This window comes from Streptomyces sp. NPDC041135 (assembly GCF_055592085.1).
The window spans coordinates 1-26,003 of sequence record NZ_JBVIYZ010000020.1 but is presented as its reverse complement, the minus strand read 5'-3'; the positions used below and the strand labels follow the sequence as shown (position 1 = coordinate 26,003).

Annotated in this window: 19 protein-coding genes and 1 pseudogene; 18 read left to right on the top strand and 2 right to left on the bottom strand. The window is 68.9% G+C overall.

The window, feature by feature from the left end; all coding sequences use genetic code 11:
- The first annotated feature begins 10 nt into the window (after positions 1-10).
- Positions 11-1,228, top strand: coding sequence for a DegT/DnrJ/EryC1/StrS family aminotransferase (locus ACZ6CZ_RS30275; RefSeq protein ID WP_073771949.1), 1,218 nt, complete (start codon positions 11-13; stop codon positions 1,226-1,228).
- 46 nt (positions 1,229-1,274) lie between these two features.
- Positions 1,275-1,706 (top strand): enediyne antibiotic chromoprotein, encoded by a 432-nt coding sequence (locus ACZ6CZ_RS30270; protein ID WP_079190681.1) that lies wholly within the window; start codon positions 1,275-1,277, stop codon positions 1,704-1,706.
- A gap of 132 nt (positions 1,707-1,838) precedes the next feature.
- On the opposite strand, the gene ACZ6CZ_RS30265 is transcribed toward ACZ6CZ_RS30270, so the two are convergent.
- Positions 1,839-2,906 (bottom strand): glucose-1-phosphate thymidylyltransferase, encoded by a 1,068-nt coding sequence (locus tag ACZ6CZ_RS30265; protein WP_468858542.1) that lies wholly within the window; start codon positions 2,904-2,906, stop codon positions 1,839-1,841.
- A gap of 182 nt (positions 2,907-3,088) precedes the next feature.
- Between ACZ6CZ_RS30265 and ACZ6CZ_RS30260 the strand changes: the two genes are divergently transcribed.
- The 3 genes from ACZ6CZ_RS30260 to ACZ6CZ_RS30250 all read left to right on the top strand — a co-directional run bounded on the left by ACZ6CZ_RS30260 (position 3,089) and on the right by ACZ6CZ_RS30250 (position 8,352).
- Positions 3,089-4,573, top strand: a complete 1,485-nt coding sequence (locus ACZ6CZ_RS30260) for a tryptophan 7-halogenase (RefSeq protein ID WP_199876532.1) — start codon at positions 3,089-3,091, stop codon at positions 4,571-4,573.
- Complete coding sequence (locus ACZ6CZ_RS30255) at positions 4,560-5,945, top strand: cation:proton antiporter (protein ID WP_073771947.1); 1,386 nt, start codon at positions 4,560-4,562, stop codon at positions 5,943-5,945. The genes ACZ6CZ_RS30260 and ACZ6CZ_RS30255 overlap by 14 nt, the downstream gene beginning before the upstream one ends.
- A gap of 79 nt (positions 5,946-6,024) precedes the next feature.
- The gene (locus tag ACZ6CZ_RS30250) at positions 6,025-8,352 is read left to right on the top strand and encodes an ATP-binding cassette domain-containing protein (RefSeq protein WP_468858537.1); all 2,328 of its coding nucleotides are present in this window, start codon (positions 6,025-6,027) and stop codon (positions 8,350-8,352) included.
- A gap of 139 nt (positions 8,353-8,491) precedes the next feature.
- Here the strand turns inward: ACZ6CZ_RS30250 and ACZ6CZ_RS30245 are convergent, their stop codons facing one another.
- Positions 8,492-9,862, bottom strand: coding sequence for an extracellular solute-binding protein (locus ACZ6CZ_RS30245; protein ID WP_391770965.1), 1,371 nt, complete (start codon positions 9,860-9,862; stop codon positions 8,492-8,494).
- Positions 9,863-11,031: 1,169 nt separating this feature from the next.
- Here ACZ6CZ_RS30245 and ACZ6CZ_RS30240 point away from each other — a divergent pair.
- From ACZ6CZ_RS30240 to ACZ6CZ_RS30180, 13 genes and pseudogenes are all read left to right on the top strand, one after another.
- The gene (locus ACZ6CZ_RS30240) at positions 11,032-12,561 is read left to right on the top strand and encodes a DNA primase family protein (protein ID WP_468858534.1); all 1,530 of its coding nucleotides are present in this window, start codon (positions 11,032-11,034) and stop codon (positions 12,559-12,561) included.
- A gap of 205 nt (positions 12,562-12,766) precedes the next feature.
- Positions 12,767-13,153, top strand: coding sequence for a DUF6009 family protein (locus ACZ6CZ_RS30235; protein WP_030592536.1), 387 nt, complete (start codon positions 12,767-12,769; stop codon positions 13,151-13,153).
- Between the two features lie 136 nt (positions 13,154-13,289).
- Positions 13,290-14,354 carry a cobalamin-independent methionine synthase II family protein gene (locus ACZ6CZ_RS30230; protein WP_073772392.1) on the top strand — a complete coding sequence of 355 codons (1,065 nt, stop codon included), beginning with the start codon at positions 13,290-13,292 and terminating at the stop codon, positions 14,352-14,354.
- A 160-nt stretch (positions 14,355-14,514) separates the two neighbouring features.
- Positions 14,515-15,063 carry a carboxymuconolactone decarboxylase family protein gene (locus ACZ6CZ_RS30225; RefSeq protein WP_073772391.1) on the top strand — a complete coding sequence of 183 codons (549 nt, stop codon included), beginning with the start codon at positions 14,515-14,517 and terminating at the stop codon, positions 15,061-15,063.
- Between the two features lie 291 nt (positions 15,064-15,354).
- Complete coding sequence (locus ACZ6CZ_RS30220) at positions 15,355-17,256, top strand: FAD/NAD(P)-binding protein (RefSeq protein ID WP_468858530.1); 1,902 nt, start codon at positions 15,355-15,357, stop codon at positions 17,254-17,256.
- Entirely contained in the window at positions 17,257-18,489 is a 1,233-nt protein-coding gene (locus ACZ6CZ_RS30215) for a putative PEP-binding protein (RefSeq protein ID WP_468858527.1), read from the top strand. It begins immediately after the preceding gene.
- Positions 18,490-18,936: 447 nt separating this feature from the next.
- Positions 18,937-20,037 carry a bifunctional DNA primase/polymerase gene (locus ACZ6CZ_RS30210; protein WP_468858525.1) on the top strand — a complete coding sequence of 367 codons (1,101 nt, stop codon included), beginning with the start codon at positions 18,937-18,939 and terminating at the stop codon, positions 20,035-20,037.
- Positions 20,034-21,596 carry a DNA primase family protein gene (locus ACZ6CZ_RS30205; RefSeq protein WP_468858522.1) on the top strand — a complete coding sequence of 521 codons (1,563 nt, stop codon included), beginning with the start codon at positions 20,034-20,036 and terminating at the stop codon, positions 21,594-21,596. Before ACZ6CZ_RS30210 ends, ACZ6CZ_RS30205 begins: the two co-directional genes overlap by 4 nt.
- 148 nt (positions 21,597-21,744) lie before the next feature.
- On the top strand, positions 21,745-22,134 hold the full coding sequence (locus ACZ6CZ_RS30200; RefSeq protein WP_073772387.1) for a DUF6009 family protein: 390 nt from the start codon (positions 21,745-21,747) through the stop codon (positions 22,132-22,134).
- A 140-nt stretch (positions 22,135-22,274) separates the two neighbouring features.
- The gene (locus ACZ6CZ_RS30195; protein WP_073772386.1) at positions 22,275-22,607 is read left to right on the top strand and encodes a hypothetical protein; all 333 of its coding nucleotides are present in this window, start codon (positions 22,275-22,277) and stop codon (positions 22,605-22,607) included.
- A gap of 13 nt (positions 22,608-22,620) precedes the next feature.
- Positions 22,621-24,150, top strand: a complete 1,530-nt coding sequence (locus tag ACZ6CZ_RS30190; protein ID WP_468858518.1) for a helix-turn-helix domain-containing protein — start codon at positions 22,621-22,623, stop codon at positions 24,148-24,150.
- A complete protein-coding gene (locus ACZ6CZ_RS30185; RefSeq protein ID WP_468858515.1) occupies positions 24,151-24,723 on the top strand; it encodes a helix-turn-helix domain-containing protein in 573 nt (190 codons plus the stop codon).
- 213 nt (positions 24,724-24,936) lie between these two features.
- A pseudogene (locus ACZ6CZ_RS30180) lies at positions 24,937-25,218 on the top strand (PaaI family thioesterase); the annotation flags it as partial.
- Positions 25,219-26,003 lie beyond the last annotated feature (785 nt).

Genomic DNA, 26,003 nt, shown 5'->3' with positions numbered 1-26,003 from the left:
CGGCGGCCCGGTGCGTCTCGAGTCCCTGCCCACGCCCTACTTCAGCGAACCGCTGCACGTCGGACGCCCGAACGTGGGCTCCCGCGACCGGTTGATCGAACGGATCGACGGAGCGCTGGAGCGGCTGTGGTTCACCAACGACGGCCCTCTGGTCCGGGAGTTCGAGGCCCGCGTGGCCGAGCTCACCGAGGTCAGGCACTGCGTCGCCGTGTCGAACGCCACCACCGGCATCCAGGTCGCCGCGAAGGCCCTGGGCATCGGCCCGGGGGATGAGGTGATCGTCCCCTCCTTCACCTGGGTCGCCACCGCCCACGCGCTGGACTGGATCGGTGCGGTGCCCGTCTTCTGCGAACTGGACGAGGAGACCGGCACCGCCGACGTGGCGCACGTGGAGCGGCTGATCGGCCCGCGCACCCGCGCCATCCTGGACGTGCACGTCTTCGGCAGGCCCGCCCGGATCGACGAGCTGACCAAGCTGGCCGAGGAGCACGGGCTCCCGCTGCTCTTCGACGCCGCCCACGCCTTCGGCTGCACCTACCGGTCCAAGCCGATCGGCGGATTCGGCACGGCGGAGATCTTCAGCTTCCAGGCGACGAAGTTCGTGAACAGCTTCGAGGGCGGTGCGATCGTCACCGACGACGACGCGCTGGCCGACCGGCTCCGGGCCATGCGCCACCAGGGCCTCAACGCCGCGCACGAGATCACCGGCAGCGGAACGGTCGCCCGGATGCACGAGATCAGTGCGGCCATGGGCCTCACCTCCCTGGAGTCGGCCGACCACTTCACCGAGGTCAACCGGCGCAACTACCGGCTGTACGAGGAGTACCTGGACGACCTGCCCGGCGTCCGGGTCCGCCCGCAGGAGCAGGGCGAGCTGTCGAACTGCCAGTACGTCGTCATCGAGGTGGACGCCGACCGGGCCGGACTGCACCGCGACGAGCTCCAGGAGGTGCTCAAGCGGCACAACGTGCTGGCCCGCGCCTACTTCAGCCCCGGCTGCCACAGCTGCGAGCCCTACCGGTCCGACCCCGCGCGCCACGCGCCCGATCCGCTCCCGAAGGTGGAGGCGCTCACCGAGCGGGTGCTGTCACTGCCCACCGGCACGGCCGTGGGGCCGAAGGAGGTACGGGGAGTCTGCCGTATCGTCCGCGCGGCCGTCGACGGGAGCACGGTGCCCCAGGGGAATGACAGCACAGAAGAAGATGCAGGCGGCAGCCATTCGAGGTGATCCTTTCAGGGAGTGATCAACCCCCTCCTCGAAATGGAGTATCCGCATGTCGTTACGTCACATGTCCCGCCGTGCCTCCAGGTTCGGCGTCGTGGCTGTCGCGTCCATCGGGCTGGCCGCCGCCGCGCAGTCCGTGGCCTTCGCCGCGCCCTCCTTCTCGGCCAGCCCCGCCTCGGGCCTGAGCGACGGGCAGAGCGTCTCGGTGTCGGTCAGCGGTGCGGCCGCGGGTGAGACCTACTACATCGCGCAGTGTGCGCCGGTCGGCGGCCAGGAGGCGTGCAACCCGGCGACCGCCACCTCCTTCACCACGGACGCGTCCGGAGCGGCGTCGTTCAGCTTCGTCGTGCGCAAGACGTACGCGGGCAGCACGCCCACCGGCACGCCGGTCGGCAACGTCGACTGCGCGACCGACGCGTGCAACCTCGGCGCCGGCAACTCCGGTCTCGACCTCGGCCACGTGGCTCTGACCTTCGGCTGATCGAACCGTGGCCCCCGGTTCCGCGGACCGGGGACCTGTGTGCTGCCGGGGCGGGTCGCACCCGTCCCGGCAGCGCCCTTCGCGGCCTGACGCCCCTGCCGGACCTCCCCCCGGGGTCCCGGCAGGCGGGCGTCAGGCCGCGATCTCGATCTGTACGTGGTCGCCGACGACCAGGCGGTGCCGGGCCTCGCCCCGGGCCCCCGGCCCGACCCGGGCGCCCCGCCCGATCAGCGAGCCGTGCAGTCCGGCCACCGCGAGGATCGAGGCGTCGTCCAGGACGATGGAGTCGGAGAGCCGGGAGGCCCGCACCGTGCAGTGCCGGCCGATGGAGGCGTACGGTCCGATCTGGCTGTCCTCGACGACCGTCCCCGCACCGATCACCGCGGGCCCCACGATCCGCGAACGTGTCACGCGCGCGCCCTCCTCGACGACCACACCGCCCAGCAGTTCGCTCTCCGGGCCCACCTCGCCCGACACCCGGCGGGCCAGCCGGCCGAGCATCCGGCGGTTGCACTCCACGACGTCCTCGACCCGGCCGGTGTCCTTCCAGTAGTCGGTGTAGCGGCCGGCCTCGACCCGCGAGCCGTGCTCCAGGAGCCACTGGATCGCGTCGGTGATCTCCAGCTCCCCGCGGGCGCTCGGCCGGATCGCGTCGACGGCGCGGTGCACGTCGGCGGTGAAGAAGTACACGCCGACCGCCGCCAGGTCGCTGCGCGGTTCCCGGGGCTTCTCCACCAGGCGCAGCACCTGTCCCTGGGCGTCCAGCTCGATCACGCCGAAGGCCCGGGGGTCGGGCACCTGGCGCACGACGATCCGCGCGGCGGGGCGGGCCCGGAGGAACTCCCGGGCCTGCGCCGGCAGGTCCCCGTCGAGCATGATGTCGCCCAGGTACAGGACGAAGTCGTCCTCGTCGAGGAACTCGCGGGCCAGTTTCACGCAGTGCGCGATGCCCAGGGGTTGGTCCTGGCGTATGTAGGTGATGCGCAGACCGAAACGGCTGCCGTCCCCGATCGCCTCAATGATTTCCTGAGCCCAGTCGCCGACGACAATACCGACCTCTTTGATATCGAGGTCGCGAATATTCTCCAGAACGTATTCCAGGACCGGCTTCCCGGCGATCGGAACAAGCTGCTTCGGCATGGCGTAACTGATCGGGCGCAGGCGGGTTCCCGAACCGCCCGACAGTACAAGTGCCTTCATTGTGTTCCGCCCTTCAGCGCAATCACTGAAATTCCACGTCACTGTAGACCGGACCGCGCGGTACGCGCTTCTCGCAGAATGCCCACGACTTCGCAATCCCGGAGATGCGGCGCCCCCGCGGCGGGCCGGAGGATTCCAGCGAATGTGAGACGCCGCTTCCCGACGCGCGAGAAGGAGACTCCGTGGACGTGTCAGCGCAGTACGACGTCATCGTGGTGGGCGGTGGCCCGGCGGGCTCGACCGTGTCCACGCTGGTCCGCAAGAGGGGTCACCGGGTGCTCCAGTTGGAGAAGGAGACCTTCCCGCGCTACCAGATCGGTGAGTCCCTCCTCCCCGCCACCGTCCACGGCATCGCGCATCTCCTCGACGTCTCCGACGAGCTGAAGAAGGCCTCTTTCACGATCAAGCACGGCGGGACGTTCAAGTGGGGCGCCAACCCCGAGCCCTGGACGTTCGACTTCGCCGTCTCGCGCCGGATGCCCGGTGCGACGGGGTACGCCTACCAGGTCGAACGCATGAAGTTCGACAAGATCCTCCTCGACAACGCTCGCAAGCACGGGGTGGAGGTACGGGAGAACAGCGACGTCCTCGACGTGCTCAAGGCCGAGGACGGCCGGGTCCGGGGGGTGCGCTACCGGGACGCCGAGGGGCGTGAGCACGAGGTGAGCGCCCGCTTCGTCGTGGACGCCTCCGGCAACACCGGCGGGCTGTACAAGAAGTCCGGCTCCAAGCGCGAGTACTCGCCCTTCTTCCGCAACCTCGCCCTGTTCGGCTACTTCAACGGCGGCAAGCGGCTGCCCAAGCCGAACTCCGGGAACATCTTCACCTGCGCCTTCGAGCACGGCTGGTTCTGGTACATCCCCCTGACCCCCGACCTGACCAGCGTCGGCGCGGTGGTGAACCGGGACTCGGCGAGCCTGGTGCAGGGCGACCCCGAGAAGGCGATGGAGTCGTTCATCGCGGCCTGCCCGCTGATCGCGGAGAAGCTCTCCGAGGCCACCCGGGTGACCGAGGGCCCCTACGGCGAGCTGCGGGTCCGCAAGGACTGGTCGTACAGCAACACGAAGTTCTGGGCGCCGGGCATGGCCCTGATCGGGGACGCCGCGTGCTTCGTCGACCCGGTGTTCTCCTCCGGGGTCCACCTCGCCACCTACAGCGGGCTGCTGGCCGCGCGCTCGCTCAACTCCTGCCTGGACGGGACGGTCGACGAGACCACCGCGTTCGAGGAGTTCGAGGCGCGCTACCGGCTGGAGTACAGCCGCTTCTACGAGTTCCTCGTCGGCTTCTACGACATGCACCATTCGGAGGACTCCTACTTCTGGCAGGCCCGGAAGATCTCCAACACCGCGGACTCCGACCTGGAGTCGTTCGTCGAGCTGATCGGCGGGGTCTCCTCCGACGAGTTCGCCGACGCGGCGCGGGCCAGGCAGCGGTTCGCCGAGGCGTCGGACGAGATGGCCGGCATGACGCACACCGCCGCGGACGACACCGGCGGGCCGCACGGCGCCGTGCCGGGGAAGGTGGTGGGCCGTCTCATGGAGCAGGGCGCCGCCCTGCAGGCGCGGGCGCTGCTCGGCGACGAGGCGGGGGCCGAGCGACCGGTCAGGCAGGGGGGCCTGGCCGCGTCGACGGACGGACTGGGCTGGGTTCCCCATGCACGGTCCTGACGTGGCGGCGCTCGCCGCCGCCACGTCGCCGCTGGGCGGGGAGCCGCTGACCGTCTTCCTGCTCCAGGTCGGCGTACTCCTCGTCTGCGCCTACGGTCTGGGGCGGCTGGGCGCCCGGGTCGGCCTGCCGCCCCTGGTGGGGGAACTGACCGCGGGGGTGCTGCTGGGGCCGACGCTGCTGGGGCAGATCGCACCGGGGCTCTCCGGCCGGCTGTTCCCCGCGGACATGTCGCAGGCGCACCTGCTCGACGCGTTCTGCCAGTTCGGCATCCTGCTGCTGGTGGCCATCGCCGGGGCTCAGTTCGACCCCCTGATCCTGCGCAGGCGCGGGGGGCTGGCTGCCCGGGTGAGCCTGGCCGGTCTCCTGGTGCCTCTGGGGCTGGGTATCGCCACCGGGTACCTGGTGCCGGCCTCGCTGCTGACGGACTCCGGAGAACGGGGCGTCTTCGCGCTGTTCCTCGGGGTCGCCATGTGCGTCACCGCGCTCCCGGTGATCGCCAAGACGCTCGCGGACCTGAACCTCACGCACCGCAACGTCGGCCAGTTGCTCATCGCGGCTGCCGTGTTCGACGATGCGGTGGGCTGGCTGCTGCTCGCCCTGGTGACGGCGTTGGCCAGCGGGGGGGCCGGCGGGCCCGTGGTCCTGACCACGATGGCCTGGACCGCCGTGTTCATCGCCGCGGCGTGCGCGGTGGGCGGCCCGATCGGCAGGCGGATGTCCCGTACCGGGGGCGGCCGGGTTCCGGTGTCGGCCATCACCGTCGGCGTGGCCGTCGTCGTCCTGTACGGGGCGCTGACCGCGGCGGCCGGGATGGAGGCGCTGTTCGGGGCGTTCGTGGCCGGGGCCACCCTGCTCCGGCACATCGACCCGGCGCGGCTGGCTCCGCTGCGCACCCTGGTCATGGCCGTGTTCGCCCCGGTGTTCCTGGGCAGTGTGGGGCTGCGCATGGACCTGACGGCGCTCGCGGAGCCGTCGGTCCTCCTCACCGGTGTCGTCGTCCTCTTCGTGGCCACGCTCGGCAAGTTCGCCGGTGCGTACGTCGCCGCCCGCAGCGGCGGGATGAGCCGGTACGAGGGGCTGGCGCTCGGGGCGGGGATGAACTCGCGCGGGATGATCGAGGTGGTGATCGCCCTGGTCGGGCTGCGCATCGGCGTACTGGACACCGTCACCTTCACGATCATCGTGCTGATCGCCCTCATCACCTCGGTGTCGGCGCCGCCGCTCCTGCGCTGGGCGAGCAGCCGGATCGCTTTCGAGAGCGACGAGCAGGAGCGGGAGGAGCGGCTGGCCGGCTGGAGCACCGAGCCCGCCTTCTCGGGCGGGCCGCCGCCCAAGTCAGCACGGCAGGAGAAGACCGCGGACACCTCCTGAGTGCAGGCTAGGTGGTTACCGTTCCGCCGGTCCGTCCGGCGGAACGGTGACTCATGTACGGAACCAGGAGGAGAACTCTGTGAGCGTCACCGACCCCACCCCCGGCGCGGACACCGCATCCGGTCCGGGAGACGGCATCCGTATCGCGGGCGCGCGGATCCACAATCTCAAGGATGTCTCGCTGACGATCCCCCGCAACCAGATCACGGTCTTCACGGGGGTCTCGGGATCGGGCAAGTCGTCGATCGTCTTCGACACGGTGGCCGTGGAGGCCCAGCGGCAGCTGAACTCCACCTTCAGCTGGTACATCCGCAACCAGCTCCCGAAGTACGAACGTCCGCAGGCCGAGGCGATCGAGAACCTCACCACCCCGGTGATCGTCGACCAGAAGCCGGTGGGGGGCAACGCCCGGTCCACGGTGGGCACCATGACCGACGTGCAGCCCATGATCCGGGCCCTGTTCGCCCGGTTCGGCACGACGACGGACAAGAAGCCGTCCTCGCTCGGCGTCTCCGCGTTCTCGTTCAACGACCCCCAGGGCATGTGCCCGGACTGCGACGGTCTCGGCCAGAGCATCGCCCTCGACCTGGACAAGATGCTGGACCGCTCGAAGTCCCTGGACGACGGGGCGGTTCTCTTCCCCGAGTACAAGGTGGGCAGCCCCGACTGGCAGATCTGGGCGAAGTCAGGCCGTCTGGATCCGGCCAAGCCGATCGCCGAGTACAGCGCCGAGGAATTGGACACCCTGCTGCGCGGCACCGGCGGGAAGGTGACGCTGAAGACCAAGAGCACCGAGTTCCAGACGAACTACGAAGGACTGGCCGACCGGTTCGAGCGGCTCAACCTCAAGCGCGACCTCAGCGCCCTGAGTGATCGTAAGCGCGAGGTCATCGAACGCTTCGTCACCGACGGCGTCTGCCCCTCCTGCCGGGGGGCGCGGCTCAACGCCGCCGCGCTCGACGTGCGGATCGACGGCAAGAACATCGCCGACTACTCGAGCATGGAGGTCCGCGACCTCACGGAGGTGCTCACCGGCGTCACAGAGCCGACCGCGGCTCCCCTCGCGAAGGCCGCGCGCACGGCCCTGGAGCGGATCGTGTCCATCGGGCTCGGCTACCTGACCCTGGACCGGCCCACGGCCGACCTCTCCGGGGGCGAGGGGCAGCGGCTGAAGATGGTCCGCCACCTCGGCAGTGGTCTGGCCGGGCTCACCTACATCTTCGACGAGCCCAGCATCGGCCTGCACCCGCGCGACGTGGGACGGCTCAACGAGCTGCTGCGCGCGCTGCGCGACAAGGGGAACACCGTGCTGGTCGTCGAGCACGACCCCGATGTGATCGAGATCGCCGACCACATCGTCGACGTCGGCCCCGGGGCAGGGGTGCACGGTGGCGAAATCGTGTTCGAGGGGTCCTTCGCGGAGCTGCGGAAGGCGAAGACCCGGACCGGGGAGGCACTGCGACGTGGGGCACGCGTGAAGGAGGAGGTCCGCCCGCCCACGGGGGAGCTGACCGTGGAGAACGCGGATCTGCACAACCTGAAGCAGGTCTCCGTGGCCGTACCCACCGGCGTGCTGACCGCGGTGACCGGGGTGGCGGGTTCCGGCAAGAGCAGCCTGATCTCCGGGGCCTTCATGGAGGCGCACCCCGACGCCGTGTTCGTCGACCAGTCCGCGATCGCCGCCTCCTCGCGCTCCACACCGGTGTCCTACCTCGGTCTGATGGACCCGCTGCGCAAACTGTTCGCGAAGGAGACCGGCGCGAACGCCTCGCTGTTCAGCTTCAACTCGAAGGGCTCGTGCGAGGAGTGCCAGGGCCGCGGGGTCATCATCACCGAGCTGGCCTTCATGGACCCCGTGACCACCCACTGCGGTGTCTGTGAGGGGCGCCGCTTCAAGCCCGAGGTCCTGGAGCACAAGCTTCGCGACAAGTCCATCGCGGACGTCCTGGAGCTGCCCGCCGACGAGGCCGTCGAGTTCTTCACCGAGAAGGCGCTGCTGCCCAAGCTGCGCGCCCTCGTGGACGTCGGCCTCGGGTACCTCAGCCTGGGTCAGCCGCTCTCCAGCCTCTCCGGTGGTGAGCTGCAGCGCATCAAGCTCGCCGACCAGCTGCACCGCACGGGCACGGTCTACGTCCTGGACGAGCCCACCACCGGGCTGCACATGTCGGACGTGGACACCCTGCTGGCGCTCCTGGACGGTCTCGTCGAGGCGGGCAACACCGTCGTGGTCATCGAGCACAACCTCGATGTGGTGCAGCAGGCCGACTGGATCATCGACCTTGGCCCCGACGGCGGACGGGAAGGCGGGGAGATCGTCTTCACCGGTACGCCGAAGGACCTGCTCGCCGCGGATTCCTCCCTCACCGGCGAGTACCTGCGCCGCCACCTGAAGGCCCAGGCCGGCTGACCGGACGTCTGGCAGTCGTCCGAGGGGTCCGTGCTCTTCGGACGACCGTCCGTGGTTGTGGCCGCTCCCCGAGGGGGGAGCGGCCACAACCACGGACAGACTCACGGCCACCGGCGGAAGCCGTTTCCGCCCCGGGGCTTCAGACGGCCGAGGGCGTCCCGGACCCGGACCGCGCATTGTAGGCGTCAAGCAGTTGCTGGGCCGCCACGCCGGCCTCGGCGAAGGCCTTCGCGGGGTCCGCTCCGTTGCGCAGGACCTCGTCCATCGCTCCGGTGACGACCTCGTTGACGGCCGCGAAGTCGCCGAGGAGCGCACCGAGCGCCGCCGGTGAACGGTCGGACGCCTCCAACTGCTCCCCGGCCACCCTCTGCTGCGGCCGGCGGTCGAACCATCCCGTCGCCTCCAGCAGTTCCCGGGCTGCGCCGGTCACCGGTACGAAACCGTTGGTGCGGTGCCAGTCCGCGGCGTTGGCCGGGCTGATCAGGTACTGGGTGAGGGCGAGCAGCCCGTCCTGCGTGGCCTCGTCGAGTCCCGCGGCCAGCCACAGGGAGTCCCCCGAGACGGGTTGGCCCGCGACAGGGGCCTTGGCGTTTTTCGGCAACGGGAACACCGCGACCTCGAAGCCCGCCTGCGCGCCGGCCTGGATGAGTTCGCGGGCGGCCTTGGAGGAGTCGAAGGTGAAGGCGACCTTCTGCTGGACGAAGGCCTCGAACGCCCCGCCCCAGTCCGAGGGCCCGCCCGTGTAGAGGTAGTGGCCGCGCTCGTGGAGGTGAGTCCACCAGCGGACCCAGTCGAGCATTTCGTCCGATGTGATGTTCACAGTCCCGGCGGGGGCGGACCGGCCGTTGTCCTGATCGGTGAGCAGCCCGTTCTGCAGGGCGACGGCCTGCTGGAACACCCAGCCGTCGTTGGCCCAGGTGATCCCGTGACCGGGACCGCCCTCGAGGCGGGCCACGGCCTCGCAGGCCGCTTCGGTCTCGTCCCAGGTACGGGGCGGCTCCGGGACTCCTGCCCGCTCCAGGAGGGAGGCGTTGGCGTAGCAGAGCATGGTGGTGACCGTGAACGGCAGCGAGATCAACTCGCCCCCGAACGAATAGGAATCGCGCACCGTGGGGTCGAGGTCGTCCACGACCACCGGGTGGCCCAGTATCTCCGTACGGCCGGCCAGGGCGGCCTCGACCGAGGTGAACACCGGCGACCCGTCGGGGTTGCGGGCGTCGCGCGCAAGCTGGCTGTCGGTGGCGTAGTAGCCCGCGATGTGCGGGGGCCTGCCCTCGGCTGCGGCGCGGGCCACCTTTTCGGGCATGGTCCAGAAGTCGTGGCCGGTGATGTCGACCCGGTATCGGGGATGGGTACGCTCGAACTCGGCCGCCCGCTCGCGCAGCGGAGCGAGGAAGTCACGCCCGTCATAGGTGGGGAACGGGTAGTCCGCCAGCCACACGTCCAGGATGATCCGCTCCTCCTGCGGCTGCTCCGGGGTCTGGCCGTTCTTCGGTTCTGGAGCCTGCAAGGTCTGCCTCCTGAGGATCAGCGGACGCCGGATAGGGGTCGGGGGACATCGTCGATTCCCGGTCGCTGTCGGGGCATCTCCTGCTATGCGCAATCCGGCCCCTTCCGGCAGAGCCTCCACAAGCCCCCCTGAGGCCCCGGAGCAGCCCCATGGGGGGAAACGTCAACAGGAGGGCAAAAGGGCCGTAGAGCGGCTTCTGGGGGGCTTGTGGAGGGTGCACTCCGATCACGAGGGAAGCCGACTCACCCCCCTCCCACGGGATGCCCCCGCGGGAGGGGGGTGCACCGTCGCCCGGTCTCCCCGCAGGGACTTGGTCCCTCTTCGGTCCCTGTGTTTAGTCCCTGGGTATCACCGCAGGTCAGAGGGGGTATGACCCCCCGAAAAGGGACTGAAGGGACTCAACTTCCTAATTATGAGCTCACTACGTACGCGCGTGTATGCAGGCGCGCATATCGTCATACTGCTTTCTTCTACTCAGCTCATAATGGGGAAGTTGAGTCCCTTCAGTCCCTTTTTCACCCCCCAAACCTGCCCTGACCTGCGGTGATACCCAGGGACTAAACACAGGGACCAAAAGTCTCTCCGCCCCTTCAGACCCTCTTCCTGCTCTGTTCAGACCCTGAGTCCCTCCACCGGAGACGCTCAACCGCCTCCCGCTGCCCCGCTTCGGGTCGGTCCCTTGGGTCCCTGCCCCGATCGGGGCAGGGACCCAAGGGACCGACCCGAACAGATCCCCGTCGCTGGGGAGTCGAGACATGCCTCTCCGGCAGAACCCCCTACACTCATTCCGAAAGACAGTCCCTTCAGTCCCTCACTGAGGATCCTGAAAGATGCTTGACCAGCAGCTTTCGTCTCATTCAGGGCCAGAAGGCCGAAGCCAGACGCAAGCTGACGGACGAGGACCACGACGTGCCGCGCCACGGAGAGACGAGCCCTCCCGCCCGTACCGGGCGGCTTGTGCGCTCGTTCGAGCCGTCCGACCCCCCCTGCCCGGCCTTCCCTCCGGCTGCCACGAGCCCCCGCTCATGCCCCTCCGCCGGTCCTCGCCTGAAACAGGCCGCCTCCCCCATGCACATGCCCTGCCCCTGGCAATCTGCCCGCAACGAGAAGATCATTCATGCCGGTCTCGCGCCAGGTGCCGCCCGACCGCTCCATCTCGAAGGACGTCCATGAGCAGCAGCGCCGAGAGCCCGCGCTTTGACGCAACTGCTGCCGCTCAGCAGATGCTCGCCCTCGAAACCGCCCAGGCCCCGGCCCCTCTCTTTCCCGTCCAGGCCGCTCCCGAGTCCCCCGCCGCCCAGCCCGGCTGGGCGACGGGCGAGATCCCCATGAGCCTGACCGACCGGGGCAACGCCAAGCTCTTCGTCCGTCTCTACCGTGATCAGTTCCGGCACGTGGAGGGCCTGGGCTGGTACTCCTGGGACGGCTACCGGTGGAAGCGGGCCGGAGGCGAGAAAGCAGCCCTGTGGGCGGCCGGCGAGATGGCCGAGGAGATTCCCGACACCGATCCCCGAGGGCTGTTCACCGACCGGGAACTGCACCACCACAAGCGCCGCACCCTGTCGACGACCGGCATGAAGGCGCTCCTCACTCAGGCCAAGGCGTCCCCCGACCTCTCCCTCGACCCCGACACCCTCGACGGCGACCCCTACGCGCTGTGCACCCCGGACGGAGTGGTCGACCTCCGCAACGGCCGCATGCGCAAACCCGATCCGACCCGCGACTTCCACTCCCGTGCCACCAGCGCATCCCCCCAGGACATCCCCACCCCCCGGTGGCACAGGTTCCTCGAAGACACCTTCGGCAGCGACGCCGAAGGCCGGGAGATGATCGACTTCCTCCACCTGCTCCTCGGGTACTCCATCACCGGTGACGTCGGGGCACAGGTGCTGCCCTTCCTCCACGGACAGGGCAAAAACGGCAAATCAGTTCTCCTCGACGTGATGATCCAGATCCTCGGGGACTACGCCGACGCGGCCCCGCCGGGCTTCCTCATGGACCGTGGCGCCTACTCCGAACACTCCACCGAACTCACCGAACTGCACGGCCGCCGCCTGATCGTGTGCAGCGAGCTCAAGCCCAACGACCGTTTCGACGAGGCCCGGGTGCGCCTGCTGACCGGCGGAGACAAGATCAAGGCCCGCCGCATGCGGCAGGACTACTTCTCCTTCACCCCCACGCACAAGCTGTGGCTGCTGGGCAACCACCGCCCCGAGGTCTCCACCGGCGGCTTCGCCTTCTGGCGCCGGATCCGCCTCCTGCCCTTCGAACGGATCGTCCCCGACGAACGCAAGATCGACAACCTGGCCGTCGAACTGGTTCAGGACGAGGGCCCGGGGATCCTGCACTGGCTCACCGAGGGGGCTCGCCGCTACCTCGCCACCCGGGACACCCTCGCAGGCCCCGACCGGGTTCGCATCGCCACCACCGCCTACGCCAACACCGAGGACCACATCGGCCGCTTCCTCGCCGAGTGCTGCCTCCACGACCCCGAGAACAGCGACCTGCGGGTCGAGCAGGGCCTGCTCTACGCCTCGTACAGCAACTGGTGCGCGACCAGCGAAGGCATCCGGCCCGGAACCGCCCGCGCCTTCGCCACCCGTGTCCGCCAGGAAGTGGGCCTCGCATCGCCCGCCGACATGATCAAATCCAACGGCCGCAAGTTCTACCCCCACCTCGCTCTGGCGGCCGACGAATGAACGTCCCCGAACCGGAGGCACTGCCGCGCGAAAGCGGGCCCCCTCTACGATATGAGTGCCCCCTGGACGTACCGGGCCGCGCCCTCCGCCGGGAACCGGCGCCACAGGCGGCCCGCACCACTACGGCACCACATCGCAGATGAACACACGCACCACGCAGGCACCGCCCCACCCGGTGCACGCCGATGAAGGAGAGGTCGCCGCCATGAGCTCGCTACTGACCGACAGCGATCTCGTCCACGAGGCGAACGTCGTGTGGCTCGAAGATCCCGAGGGCCTCGACTACGTCCGCCAGGCCCTGGACAAGACCCCCCGGCGCAAGAACAAACCGCGCTACGCCCGCGACGGCCGCATGATCGGCTACATCGAACTCGGGGCCGACGCCGAGGCGGACCCTGACAGCGGCCTGTACCGGCGCCGGGTCTTCTTCCTGCTCCCGCACGACCGGGACTCCGATCCCGAAGGCGTCTACCGCCAAGGCGCCCCCGGAGAGGCCGTCGACCCCCGCACCATCGAGCCCAACCGCGTCGGCGAGAAAACCCCCCGCTCCCAGCTGGGCACCTCCTCCGCCGTGGCCACGACCGGATCCTAGAACCCCGCCGGCTCTCTCCCCCGCCCTACACCACCACGTCCCGCCGCGCGGCAGTTTCGCCTGAACTTCCCCTGCACACACGGCAATCAGGGCTTTCCGGTGATCCGGACCCCGACCTCTTCCTATTCTTCCGACCATGACCATCGCCACTGAGCCGATCGGCAGCCTTCCGCGTTCCGCGACCCTCATGCACGCCCTCACCGCACACGCCCAGGGAACCCTGGACGACAGGGACCTCGCCAAACAGCAGGAGCAGGCCGTCGCGGACACCCTGGCCCAGCTGGAACGAGTCGGCAGCCCTGTCCTCGTGGACGGCGAACAGTCCAAGCCGAGCTTCGCCACCTACCCCGTGACCGGCCTCGACACCCTCTCCCCGGACGGTGCCGTCATCCCCTTCGCCGACGGGCACACCCGACAGCTCCCCAGCATCACGCAAGGGCCCTTCCGCTACCAGGTGCGGGCCGAGACCTATCTCCGCGCAGCACGGCAGTTCACGGACCGCCCCCTGAAGCAGGCGGTCATCGCACCCTCCGCCCTCAGCCTCCTCTACCCCGCCACACCCATCGAGGGCTACCCCCGCGAGGAGTTCCTGCGCGACCTCGCCGACGAGGCCGAGGCCGACATCCGCGGCTGCCTGGACGCGGGCGCACACGTCGTCCAGCTCGACTTCACCGAAGGACGGCTCTCCCTCAAGCTCGACCCCAGCGGCGGCGTCCTCGACGACTTCATCGCCCTCAACAACGAGGTCCTGGGACGCTTCAGCGCCCAGGACCGCGCCCGTATCGGCGTACACACCTGCCCCGGGGGTGACCAGGACTCCACGCACAGCCTCGACATCGACTACGCCGAACTGCTGCCCAAGCTCTTCCAGCTCAAGGTGGGCAACTTCTACCTCGAACTGGCCGGCGAGGCGGACCCGGAGCGGGTCCTGAGCATCGTCCGCGACCACCTTCCCCCCACCGCCCGCGTCTTCGTCGGGGTGACCGACCCGATCGACCCCGTGGTCGAGACCCCTGAGCAGGTACGCGACCGGGTCCTGCTCGCCGCCCGCTACATCCCCGTCGAGCAGCTGGGAACCTGCGACGACTGCGGCTTCTCCCCGTTCGCCGACGACGCCTCCACCACGCGCGAACTGGCCTTTGCCAAGATCGAGGCCCGCGTACGGGGCACCGCCCTGGCCGAAGAGGCGCTCGGCCTCTGACCCCGGCCTTCCGGCGGCCCGGCCCGACCGCCACCGTGCCGGGTCGCCGGGCGACCTGCCTAGAAAGGGCTGGAGGGCGGCGAAGACAGCTCACAGGGGCGGGTGCTTGGGCAGACTGCGAGGACGAGGAACTCCCACCACTAAGAGGAGAGGCATTCCCATGCCGCGGATTCCCGTCCACACCATCGACACCGCACCCGCAGCCGGCGGAGAGATTCTGCGCCGGCTGGAGAAGCGATTCGGGCGAGTGCTCAACATCCACGGGGGAATGGCCCATTCCCCCGTGGTCCTGGAGACCTACGCCGCGATCACCGGAGCCGTCGCCGAACACGGAACCTTCGACGCCCGCACACGTGAGGCGATCGCCCTCGCCGTGGGCGCGGTCGACGCATGCGCGTACTGCCAGGCGGCGCACACGGTGTCGGCGAAGGTGGCGGGCTTCACCCTGGAAGAGACCGTGGCGATACGCCGGGGGACGCCCGGGGACGACGCGAAGCTCGAAGCCCTGGTCCAGGTCGCCCGGGAGATCGCCGGCGAGGTGGGCGAGGCGTCGGACGCCTCGTGGGACGCGGCCGTGGCCCAGGGATGGACGGACACCGAGCTCGCCGAGGTCTTCGTCCACGTGGCCGTGAACCTCTACACCAACTACTTCAACCACTACGCCCGCACCGAGATCGACGTCCCCGCCGTTCCCGGCATCGACAGCTGACGCTCCCGCCCCCACGGCCCCGGACAGGCTCCGGCGGGCCATGCGGCCGCCCCTGCCGGCGACCCGCCCCTTTCCAGCTCGGGGGGGCGGCTCACCGACAGGGGCTTCGCCGTCCGGTGCCTTCGGGTATCGTCGGCGCCACGATCGTGCACGACCCTGTCCCGGCATCGTGTTCCGGCCCGATCCCTGTACGGATAAGCCGAGTTGATGCCCAGTCAGGGAACTTCCAGTCAGCGAAGACACCGACGGGGAGCGCACGACGGGGCGCCCCTGAGTCAGCGGGGAGGCTTCATGGGCAAGACGGGTGCGCGCCCCAGGGTGCTGGTCGTGGGGGCGGGCCTGGCCGGCACGGCCACCGCGATACGGCTGCTCCATTTCGCGAGAAGACCCCTGGAAGTCATCCTCCTGGAGCGGCGTGCCGACTACCGCTCGGCGGGCGTCGCGTATCACCGTGACGGCAATCCCTGGGACCACGTCTTCAACATCCAGGCCGGCCGGATGTCGGTGTTCCGCGAAGACGTGCTCGACTTCATCAACTGGGCCAACCAGGAGGCAGACCGCCGGGACTGGCCCCAGCGCTGGGCCTCCTGGAAGTTCACCGAGCAGGGCCCCGCCCCCCGCCGCATCTTCCAGGACTATCTCGACGACCGGCTGATCGAGGCCGCCCGGGAATCCTGCCCCGGAGTCGTCCTCGTGGAAGCGGACGGCGAGGCGCTCGACACCAGGCCATGCGACCGCGGCTTCGAGGTGACCGTCAGGGGCCTCGGCCCGTACACGACCGAAGGGCTGCGCCCCGGCCCGCTCCCGGACACGCAGATCCTCGACGCGGACCACGTCGTCCTCGCCACCGGCCTGGAACTCAAGGAGCCGCCTTTCGCCGCCGGCGTCGCCAGGCATCCCTCCTTCGTCCGCAACCCGTACTCCGCCCCCGGGCTCCGCGCGCTTACCCGTCTCCCGCCCGATGCCTCCGTGGCCATCGTCGGATCGGTTCTGAGCGCCTACGATTCGGCGGGCCTGCTGCTGCGCAACGGACACGTCGGCCGTATCCACCTGATCTCCAGGTCAGGGACGATCTTCCGCACCTACCCCGACACCCACGAACACGGAGTGGTGCGGCTGCCGCGCCCCGACCTCCTGATGGAGCCCTACCGCGACCGCGAGGAATTCCTCGCCCGTGTCAGGGCCGCCTGGCAGGCCGCCTGCGCGACCGTCAGGGACCAGCACCCCGAGATCGACTCCGTGATCGTCTCCGAACGGGTCGCCAAAGCCTGGGAGCCGTACATCCCGGAGGTCATCGACCGCATCCCGACCGACGACCTGCGCCGACTGCTCGACGAGTTCGCCACCAGCCTCGCGGCCCTGCGCGTCGGGGCCGTGGAGTACACGATGGAGATCATCGAGCGAGCGATGCGTCCCCAGGACGGCCGGGTGGAACTGGTCGTCGGCCGGGTGCAGGAGATCACCCCGGCGGAGTCCGGACGGCTGACGGTCTCCGTCGCCGCACAGCACGAGCGGCACAGCGTCGAAGCCGACCTCGTGGTGTCCAACTTCGGCAGGGAATTCGACTACACCAAGGTGGAGCAGCCGCTCTGGCGCAACCTCCTCCGCAAGGGCATCGCGGTCCCCCACGAGCGCACCGGGCGCGGCGTGGAGGTCGACGAATGCGGAACGCTGCTGAGCTCCGACGGCACACCGGTCGGGCCGATCTCCACCGTCGGCGTGCCGAGAGAGGGCGACGAGATCGTCAGGCACGGCCGGACCGGCGCCTTCGCGTTCAACCTCGCAGCCATCAAGAACCACTCCGTCGCCGTCGCCGCCCACGTCGTCGAACGGCTTGAACTGCGACAGGACGGCTTCGACGACCTCGCCGCCCGGCATTCCCACTACCGCAGCTATGTCAGCAACCCGGAGGAAGCGGTCCGCGAGGCACTGGAGGAGTCTGTGGGACTGGAAGTGCGGAGGCTGGCCACCCGCGAACGAAGGAGCAGGGAAGCACTGGAATCCCGCCTGAACGCCCGTATTCGCTCCCTGGGCAGCCTCCCCGTACTTCCCACGGGCGTCCCCCGTGACGAACGCCTGATGAGGGCGATCGTCAACCGGGTGGCCGTGGAACGGCTCAACGACGTCTCCGTGACACCACGGCAGCTGCGTCGGCAACTGGGGTTGGAGAACGCCGAACATCCGGAGGACTAGTTGAACGGGAACGGGCGACGGATTCTGGGATCTCTCCTGGCCGGCGGCACCGAGAGTGTGCTTCAGGGCACCTGCAACCGAACGCGAAGTCCGCGCGAAGGAACCATCCTCATCGCCCCTTCCCTGGAAGCGGGGCTGTACGACGCCATCGTGGCCGCACGGGCCGTGGTGTGCGGCTCCGGTGGACTCACCGGTCACATGCAGTCCCTGTGCCGCGGCAGGGGGATTCCGGTACTGCGCGTCGAGGAGGCGGACCTCGCCGATCTCGTCGGCGAGGTGACGCTCTACCTGGAGAGCGCCTCCATCGTCGTCGGGCCCCGCCCAGCCCCGGCTCCCGGGGGCGGCAACCCCGTACTGGACGCCATCGGCTCGGCGTGTGCGGTCATCGCGGACCTCCAGGACATCACGACGATCAACTCCTGCGGACCCGAAGCCGCCCGCGTCGAGTCCTTCTTCATCCGTGAGGAATTCCTCTGCCTGGCCCTGGGGCTGAGCCCGCTCGACGCCATGGCCGGCGACACCGCAGGCATCACCGCTTACGGACAGGCCGTCGGAGAGCGGCTGTGCGGCTTCGTCGAAGCGCTTCTGCCCGGTCAGCGACTCGTCCTGCGCATGCTCGACCTGCGCTCCGACCACGCGGCCGAAGTCACCCAGGCCGCCCCCGTCGCCATCGAGCCCAACCCCGAGATGGGCATGCACGGCGCACGCTGGCTCCTGGGCTCCACCGGCTACCGCGAGGCCCTGCACGCCGTACTGGCGACCCTGCGCAAACGCCTCGGCGACGAGGCGGACCGGGTGGGGCTCTCGGTGCCGTTCGTCAGCGACGAGACGGAGTTCGCACAACTCAGAGCCCATCTCGACTTACCCGACGGCACCCCCCTGTCCGCCTTCGTCGAGACGCCCTCCGCCGTCCACGCCACCACCGCGCTGTGCGCCGCCGGGGCCAGTGAACTCTTCGTCGGCCTCAAGGACCTGGTGCAGTTCTATCTCGCCGCGGACCGGGGCAACCACCTGGTCGCCGACTCCTACCGCACCCGCCACCCCGCCGTCCTGGACGGCGTACGCAGCGTCGTCGAATCCGCCCGCGCCGCGGGCACCCCGGTACGGGTCTTCTCCCTGGCATCGGACCTCGACCACTACCTCGCACACCTGCCGGCCCCCGACGGCTACATGATGTGCACCGCCGAACTCCAGCAGCTTCTCCTGGCTCCCAGCTCCCCTCCCACCGGCTGAAAGAGCGGTGCCTTCAGTCCCGGAGCGCTTTGGTCCCGTCTCAGTCCCGCCAGAGAAAGCGCAGGTCAGATGGGTTCTCCACAGAAAGCACGGGACTGACGGGACTCGGCCCGGTAGTTATCACCTCGCCAGGCGTCTCCGACATGCGCGCGCGCATGGGGAAGCAGCGGTAGCCGTGAGCAGCTGATAACTGCACGGTCGAGTCCCGTCAGTCCCGTTGTTCTGGAGGGAAACTCTCTGACCTGGTCTTTTGCTGTGCGGGACTGAAGCGCCCACGGTCCCGCGGGACTGAGTCCTCCTGGGACTCGCCGGCTGCGGGACTGACGGGATCCTGATCCGCCGACACGTCCCGGGGCTTCTCCGCCGCTGCAACCCCGTGGGCTACGCTCGTCTGGCAAACCCGATGCTTCAGTCCCGTCAGGCCCGTTGGTTCTGCCGGAGAACGGCATGAACCGCGACAAGGACGATGTGTTGACCCGCCACCCCTCGACCCCACCGGAGCCACCGGGCGAGGCCGTGCACGGAAACACGATCGCCCGGTGGTGCGCCCGGGCAGGATGGCCGGTCCATCCCCTCGCACCTCGGCAGAAGGTTCCTCCGGCCAACTGCCAGGCGTGCAAGGAGGACCGGCACCCGCCCAGGCTCTGCCCCTGCAAACAGGCAGGACGCTGGTGCCACGGCTTCCACGCCGCGACCACCGACCCCGAGCTCATCGACGCCTGGTGGCACGCCGGCTCCCGCTTCGGAGTCGGCGTCTCCTGCGGCCCCGCGAACCTGGTCGTCCTCGACGTGGACGCCCACGCCGCACACGTACCCGACCGCTCCCGCCTCCTGCCGGGCATCCCCATCGCCCCCCAGGTCAACCTCTCCGGCCTGGCCACAGGCTTCGACACCCTGGCCCTGCTCGCCGCCCTCCGCGGCGAGCAGAGCCCGGCCGCGGACACCGACACGCTGAGAGTGCGGACCCCCTCCGGGGGACTGCACATCTGGTACCGAAACCCCCACCCCGAGACCCGCTACCGCTCCTCGACCGGCTCCAGCCCGAGAACAGCACTCGCCTGGCAGGTCGACGTGCGCTCCGACAACGGCTACATCGTGGCCCCCGCGACCACGACCACCGCGGGCAGCTACCGCCCGCTGGGAACAACCCGCATCCCGGCGCCGCTGCCCCGCTGGCTGGCAGCGGAACTCGTACGCACCCACCACGTACGGGCCCAGACCCCCCGCCCCACCGCGATCGCGGACCGCCCCCGCCGACGCCGCTCGGCGAAAGGAGCCGAGCGGCTCCTGAACCCGCTCCTGGACGAGGTGTCCGGATGCGCGGCGACCCCGCAAGGGGCGAGCTTCACGGAGAAACTCAACCGCGCCGCCTACACCGCCGGGGGACTCGTCCAAGGAGGCCACCTCCCCGAGGAAGAAGCGCGCACCCTGCTTCTGGAAGCGGCCCGCACCGCACGCCCCGCCCAGGAGAGCCGCAGCCTCACGATCATCGAGACAGCTCTGTCTGCGGGTGCTCAGCGCCCACTCCACCCCCGAGGACGTTCATGAGCGCCGAGTCCACACGCTTCGACGCGGAAAGGGCCGCAACACAGATCCAGCAGCAGACCCTTGCCTGGGATCCGCCCGAGACGCACGCGAACCTGCCCGCTCAGCAGACCGACGCCCGGCAACAGCCCGTCCCCGAACCGCACGGACTGCTGCCCAACTCGCTGACGGACCGGGGGAACGCCAAACTGTTCGCCCGCCTCTACCGCGACCAGTTCCGTTATGTGATCGGCATGGGATGGCATTCCTGGGACGAGTACCGGTGGAAACTGACCGGCGGCGACGAGGCAGCGGTCTGGGCTGCCGGGGAGATGGCCGAGCAGATCGCCGATCACGACCCCCAGGGAAGATTCACCCCCCGCCAGTTGGCCGCGCACCGACGGCACTCCGAATCCACCTCAGGACTCAAAGCCCTGCTCTACCAGGCGCAGGCCGCCCCCGGACTCCGCCTGGACCCCGACGTCCTGGACGGCGACATCTACGCCCTGTGCACCCCGGCCGGCGTCGTCGACCTCAGAACCGGAACGCTGCGCAAGCCCGACCCGCTCACGGACATGCACTCGCGGGCCACCTTCGTGGCGCCCCGCCCCATGCCCATCCCGCGCTGGAACAGCTTCCTGCGCGACACCTTCGGCGACGACGCCAAAGGCGGGGAAACCACCCGCTTCCTGCACCTGCTCCTCGGCTACTCCATCACCGGCGACGTCGGCGCCCAGGTGCTGCCCTTCCTCTACGGTTCCGGAGCCAACGGCAAGTCCGTGCTGCTGGAGGTGATGATGCAGATCCTGGGCGACTACGCCAACGCGGCCCCGCCCGGCTTCCTCATGGAGAAGGGCAAGTTCACCGAGCACTCCACCGAACTGACCGAACTCCACGGCCGACGCATCGTGGTGTGCAGCGAGCTCAAGCCCAACGACAGGTTCAACGAGTCCCGCGTCAAGCTCCTCACCGGTGGCGACACCATCACCGCCCGCCGCATGCGACAGAACTTCTTCACCTTCACCCCCACGCACAAGTTGTGGCTCCTGGGCAACCACCGTCCCGAAGTGGGCACCGGCGGCTACGCCTTCTGGCGCCGCATGAGGATCATCCCCTTCGAGCGGAGCGTCCCCGACGAACGGAAAATCGACAATCTGGCCGCCGAACTCGTCCACGAGGAGGGCCCGGGTATCCTCCACTGGCTGATCGAGGGAGCCGGACGCTATTTGACGACCCGCGACCCGCTCACTGGGCCAGCCTCCGTGCGGCTGGCGACCGCCGCCTACGAGACGACCGAAGACCACGTGGGCCGCTTCATCACCGAATGCTGCACCAAGGGCGAGAACGGACGCCCTAACCCGGAACTGCGCGTCGAACAGAAACTGCTGTACGAGACCTACGGCCGGTGGTGCTCGGAGGAAGGCATCCGGCCCTCCACCAGCCGCGCCTTCGCCAGCCGCATCCGCCAGGAACTCGGCCTGACCTCACCCGCAGAAATGATCAAGAACAACGTCAAGAAGCTCTATCCCGGCCTCGCCCTGCTCCACAACGGGAACACCGATGGCGCAAGCGGGACGCCATGAGGGCCTTCCGCACCAGGGAAGGGCGCACGGCCCGACCGTACGATGGACGGGGCCGGCCGCCCCACCGCGCCGCGCGAGCCGGGAAGACGAACAGCATGAAAGCCCCGACCCCAGGCCGGTGCCCGGCCGCCGAGACCCAGGAGGCCTGATGAGCGCGATTCCGCAGGAAGGCGATCTCGTCCAGGAAGCCGAGGTCGTCTGGCTGGAGGACACCGAAGACCTCGACTACGTCCGCCAAGCCCTGGACAAGGTCGGCACCCGCAGAGGCAAACCCCGATACGAGCGCGACGGCCGGATGATCGGCTACACCAACCTGGGGCCCACCGCGCCGCGCAGCGCCGACAGCGGCCTCTTCGCCCGTCGTACGTTCTACTTGCTGCCGCATGACCGCCCCAACCAGCCCGACGACCCCGAGTGCCCCTACCGGGTGGGCTCGCCTCTGGAAGCAGTCGACCCTCGAACCGTCGCGGCGGGCGAGGTCGGAGCCAAGACCCCTCGCTCACAGGCTTCGGGGGAGATAGTGTCCGCCCGCTCGTAGAAGGGCGCCCACGCGGGAGTGCCGCGGGCCGGGACGGGCGACGCCAGTGAGCCGACTACTTTTTAACTTGTTGTAAAGTTATATGGAAGGGTGGTAACTTGGTGACAAGTTGAACAGTTCAGCCTCCAGGAGGTGGGCAGGTGTTGCAGATCCAGATCGGCCCCGAGCGCGAGGCGGACCCCGATGACAGGCTCGGGCGATCCACCATCGGATGGCGCCCCGGCATGAGCGAGGACGAAGTCTGGGAGACCGGCCGCGGCATCTGGAAGTTCAACGCCGACCGCGCGCTCTCCCAGGACGAGGTACAGATCATCAACACCGAGGGCACGGTCCTGGCCGTCGCGAAGATCACCGGGATCTCCAAACACGGCGACCGCTACGCCCTCGAAGGAGAACTGCAACGCGGCGACGACCGCGTCGGCCGCGCCACCCAGGTCCCGCACCTCTCCCGCAACCCCGTCACCTACATCTGAAGGGAGCGTTCCGGTGAGCGACTTCGACGCGATCGACTCCCTCCTCCACTCCGTCACCCCCCAGGCCGACCTCCCGGAACCCGAAGCCCGCCGCGCCCTGCGCGAGCAGGCTCAGCTGTCCAAGGCACAGGTGGCCCGCGCCCTCGGGGTGAGCCCGTCCACGGTCAGCGCCTGGGAGGCCGGCCGGGATCCGGCCGGCGAGGTACGCGCCAAGTACGCCTACCTCCTGGACGGATTGAGCGCCAAGCTCCTCACCGACACCACGCCCGAAACCGAGTCGGCGGTGGAGTCCACCGCTGTTCGCTCCGTTGATGCGGACGCTACGGCTGAGGCCGGGCCCGCTTCTTTCGCGTTCGAGGACGGGGACGAAGTCGAGGTACTCATGGCCCCGGAGCCGTGTGTGCTGTGCGGGCGTCCGGCCCGACAGCGAGTGGAGGGCTTCGCTCAGCACCTGGACCCCGCCGAATGCCAGGGCGGCACAGTCGGGACGCCGCCGGCCCCGGCCGCCGACCGGCCCGCCCCGGCTGCCCCGAAGCCCCCCAAGCGTGCCAAGAGCCCGGCCCGCCGGGCGTTCCAGGAACCGTCGGGCCCCGGGGACTTGATCCACGCGGCCGTCGAGGGAGCACTCGCCGAGTACCAGGGCGACGTGGAAACGGCCACCGCGGCGCTGTTGAAGAAGGCGATCCCGGACGCCATGCGCCTGCTGGACGAAACCCGCAAGGGCGCACGGTACGACGTGATCGCCCACCCCTGGATTCCCGACATCCTGAAGAAGCAGACCTCCCGGGGCGCGGACCAGATCTGGGAGGCCCGCCCCAAATGGACCCGCGCCGAACTGCCGCCCGGCGTTCATGAGGTGACGGCACTCGACGTCAACGGCGCTTATCTGTCCGCCCTCAAGACCCATCTGCCGCTCGGGCAGTTGGAGCACACCACCGGCATGCCGCACGACCGCCGCCGCGCCGGAGTCCACCTGATCACCCCACCGGTCTGGGAGCACGACGCCGTGCTGCCCAACCCGATCGGCGAGCGCGACGAGCCCGGTCCCCTCTGGGTCACCGAACCCACCCTGCGGCTCCTGCTGCGCCTGTCCAGCCCGAAGCACGGGCTGTGCGAGGTGCCGGAAATCCACGAGTCCTACACTTCAGGAGCCACGGAGAACCTGCTGGAGAAGTTCCGCAGCACGCTCAAGGACGCCCGTGACACCGCCATCGCCGACAGTGACCCGGTCACCCTGGAGTACGTGAAGGCGATGTACTCGAAATTCGTCTCCACCATGGGGGAGTCGAACTACAACCGGGAGCTGTACCGGCCGGACTGGATGCACATCATCCGCTCCCAGGCCTTCGCCAACCTCTGGATGAAAGCGCTCAAAGCCCACGACGAAGGACTCGCCGTCGTCCGCGCGATGGGCACCGACGAACTCCACGTCATCGGCGACTGGCGCCGTGTTTTTCCCGAAGGCCGAGGGGTGACCGAGGTCAAGGTCAAAGACCTCTACACCGCGGGCGCCGACACCGACACCATGGGGGAGGAGCAGTAGATGCCGGAGAGGAACAACGACTTCGGAAAGTTCGGCGCGAGCGGCGTCAAAGGAAGCGAACTCGTCGGGCGGAAGCTCGACGACCTCGCCGGCGGCATCATCACCCCCGTCACCGCGAAGCGCGGACTGATGGCACGCCTGAACTATCTGACGAGGTCCGACCATGCCCGCCAGGCCGCCAGGGAAGCCGGGCTGACGGTGACCGCCCGCACGCTGAAGGCGTGGCTGGAAGGCAAGCGCCGCCCCTCGAAGAAGAACCTGAAGAAGATCGACGACGCCTACCAGGCGGTGCGTCGGCAGAACGTGGCCCGGCACCTGCTCAAGCGCCTCAACGCGAACGGCGGCACCAGGGTCGAGATCCATCCTCTCAACCAGTCCGGCGTCGCCCGCCCCCTACAGCGCGACGTCCCCTTCCGGCACATGAATGTGCGCCGCTGGGACCGGATCGTCGGCGCGTGGGCGGCCGGAGACCACCACGGCCTGGACGCGGCCTGGACCGACGACGTCCTGCCCGATCTGGGATCCCAGTACGGAGCGTACGAGTACTGCACCAACGTCGGCTTCGCTGCATAACTCCAGGCCAGAGGCAGTCTACGGACCTCGGACCCACGACTCTGCCCCGCCACCAGCAGAGAGGGGCGAGAGCCGTGCGTCCGAAGGCCAGCGCACCCGGCTCCTGCTGTGCTGCTTCCGTGCCGCCGTCACCGACTGCGGTGGGCGCGGTCCCGGGTGCAGAGCCGACGCACACCGCACCCAGCGTGTGGTTCGGCCGTCGTCGACGGCGAATATGTCCACGCTGGGGTTACCAGCGTGATGGCAGACAGTGTCGGCGGCTACGCGGCGCTGACACTGTTCGACGAGGACTCCGAGGTTCTCACCGGGGGGCGCAAAATCAATCTCCTTGCACCTGCTGTGGGCGCCCGTCTCGAAGGGACCGGCGACGTCCTGAAGTCCGGACGTACCTTGACCATTTGTCAGTTGGAAGTCTGGGGCATCCAGAGTGACGGTGCCCGACGACTCGTGGCCCACGGCCGGCAGACGCTGGTCCGTGCGCGGGCCAAGCAGTGAACCTGCAGTCGCTATGGTCTTACTTTCCAACGCCGCTCACTTTTCGATGGCAATGATCAGAGCTTTCTGACACAAGTTATCGGATCGACGACCGGGTGGGCGATGTCAGGAATTTGTCTCGGTATTCGAGCATGGGTTCTCCGGTGTGAATGGATCGTTTCCGCTTCCCTGACGACTTGGTCCGCCGGAATTGATTCGGTGGGTCGCGGAAGCGGTGGGTTTTCAGATTTGGGAGTAGCGGAGAGGAGAATATCGCATCGAAATTCAGCGCTATCATATTGGTGAAGTGCGGTATTGTCCTCGTCACAGTTATAACGTAATATTTCGGAGGTGAGGATCCCGCGCGAAGGAAAATGGACCAGAAATCCACTGATGCCCTCCCTGCGTGATCGTGACCGTGTCACCAAGGCTTCGGGAGCTGTCCGTGATGCCGCGGGGGAAGGGCTCAGGAAAGTGGCCCGCACGCCGCTCCAAGAGCTTTTTCCATCTCTGATCTCCTCTATTGCCGGACCTTGAGAACGAGCTGGCGCTCGCTAGGGATTGCAGACGGTTTCGGAGGGGTTCTGAAAGAGCCGGCTCGGCAAGCGCCACCGGGACTATCTTATTCGATATGCATGGAATAGTAATTCTGGGAAAATGTGTAAAGCGTCCTCGGGGAGCCGAATAAAACGCTACGGGTTTTATTCGAAAGAAACCTGTGCACCCCTCCATTACCCAGCCAGCGCTTTCAGGAATTCGCGGAGCGGATTCCGTCAGGCCGGATCGCGGAGCGGCCCGAGCCCCGG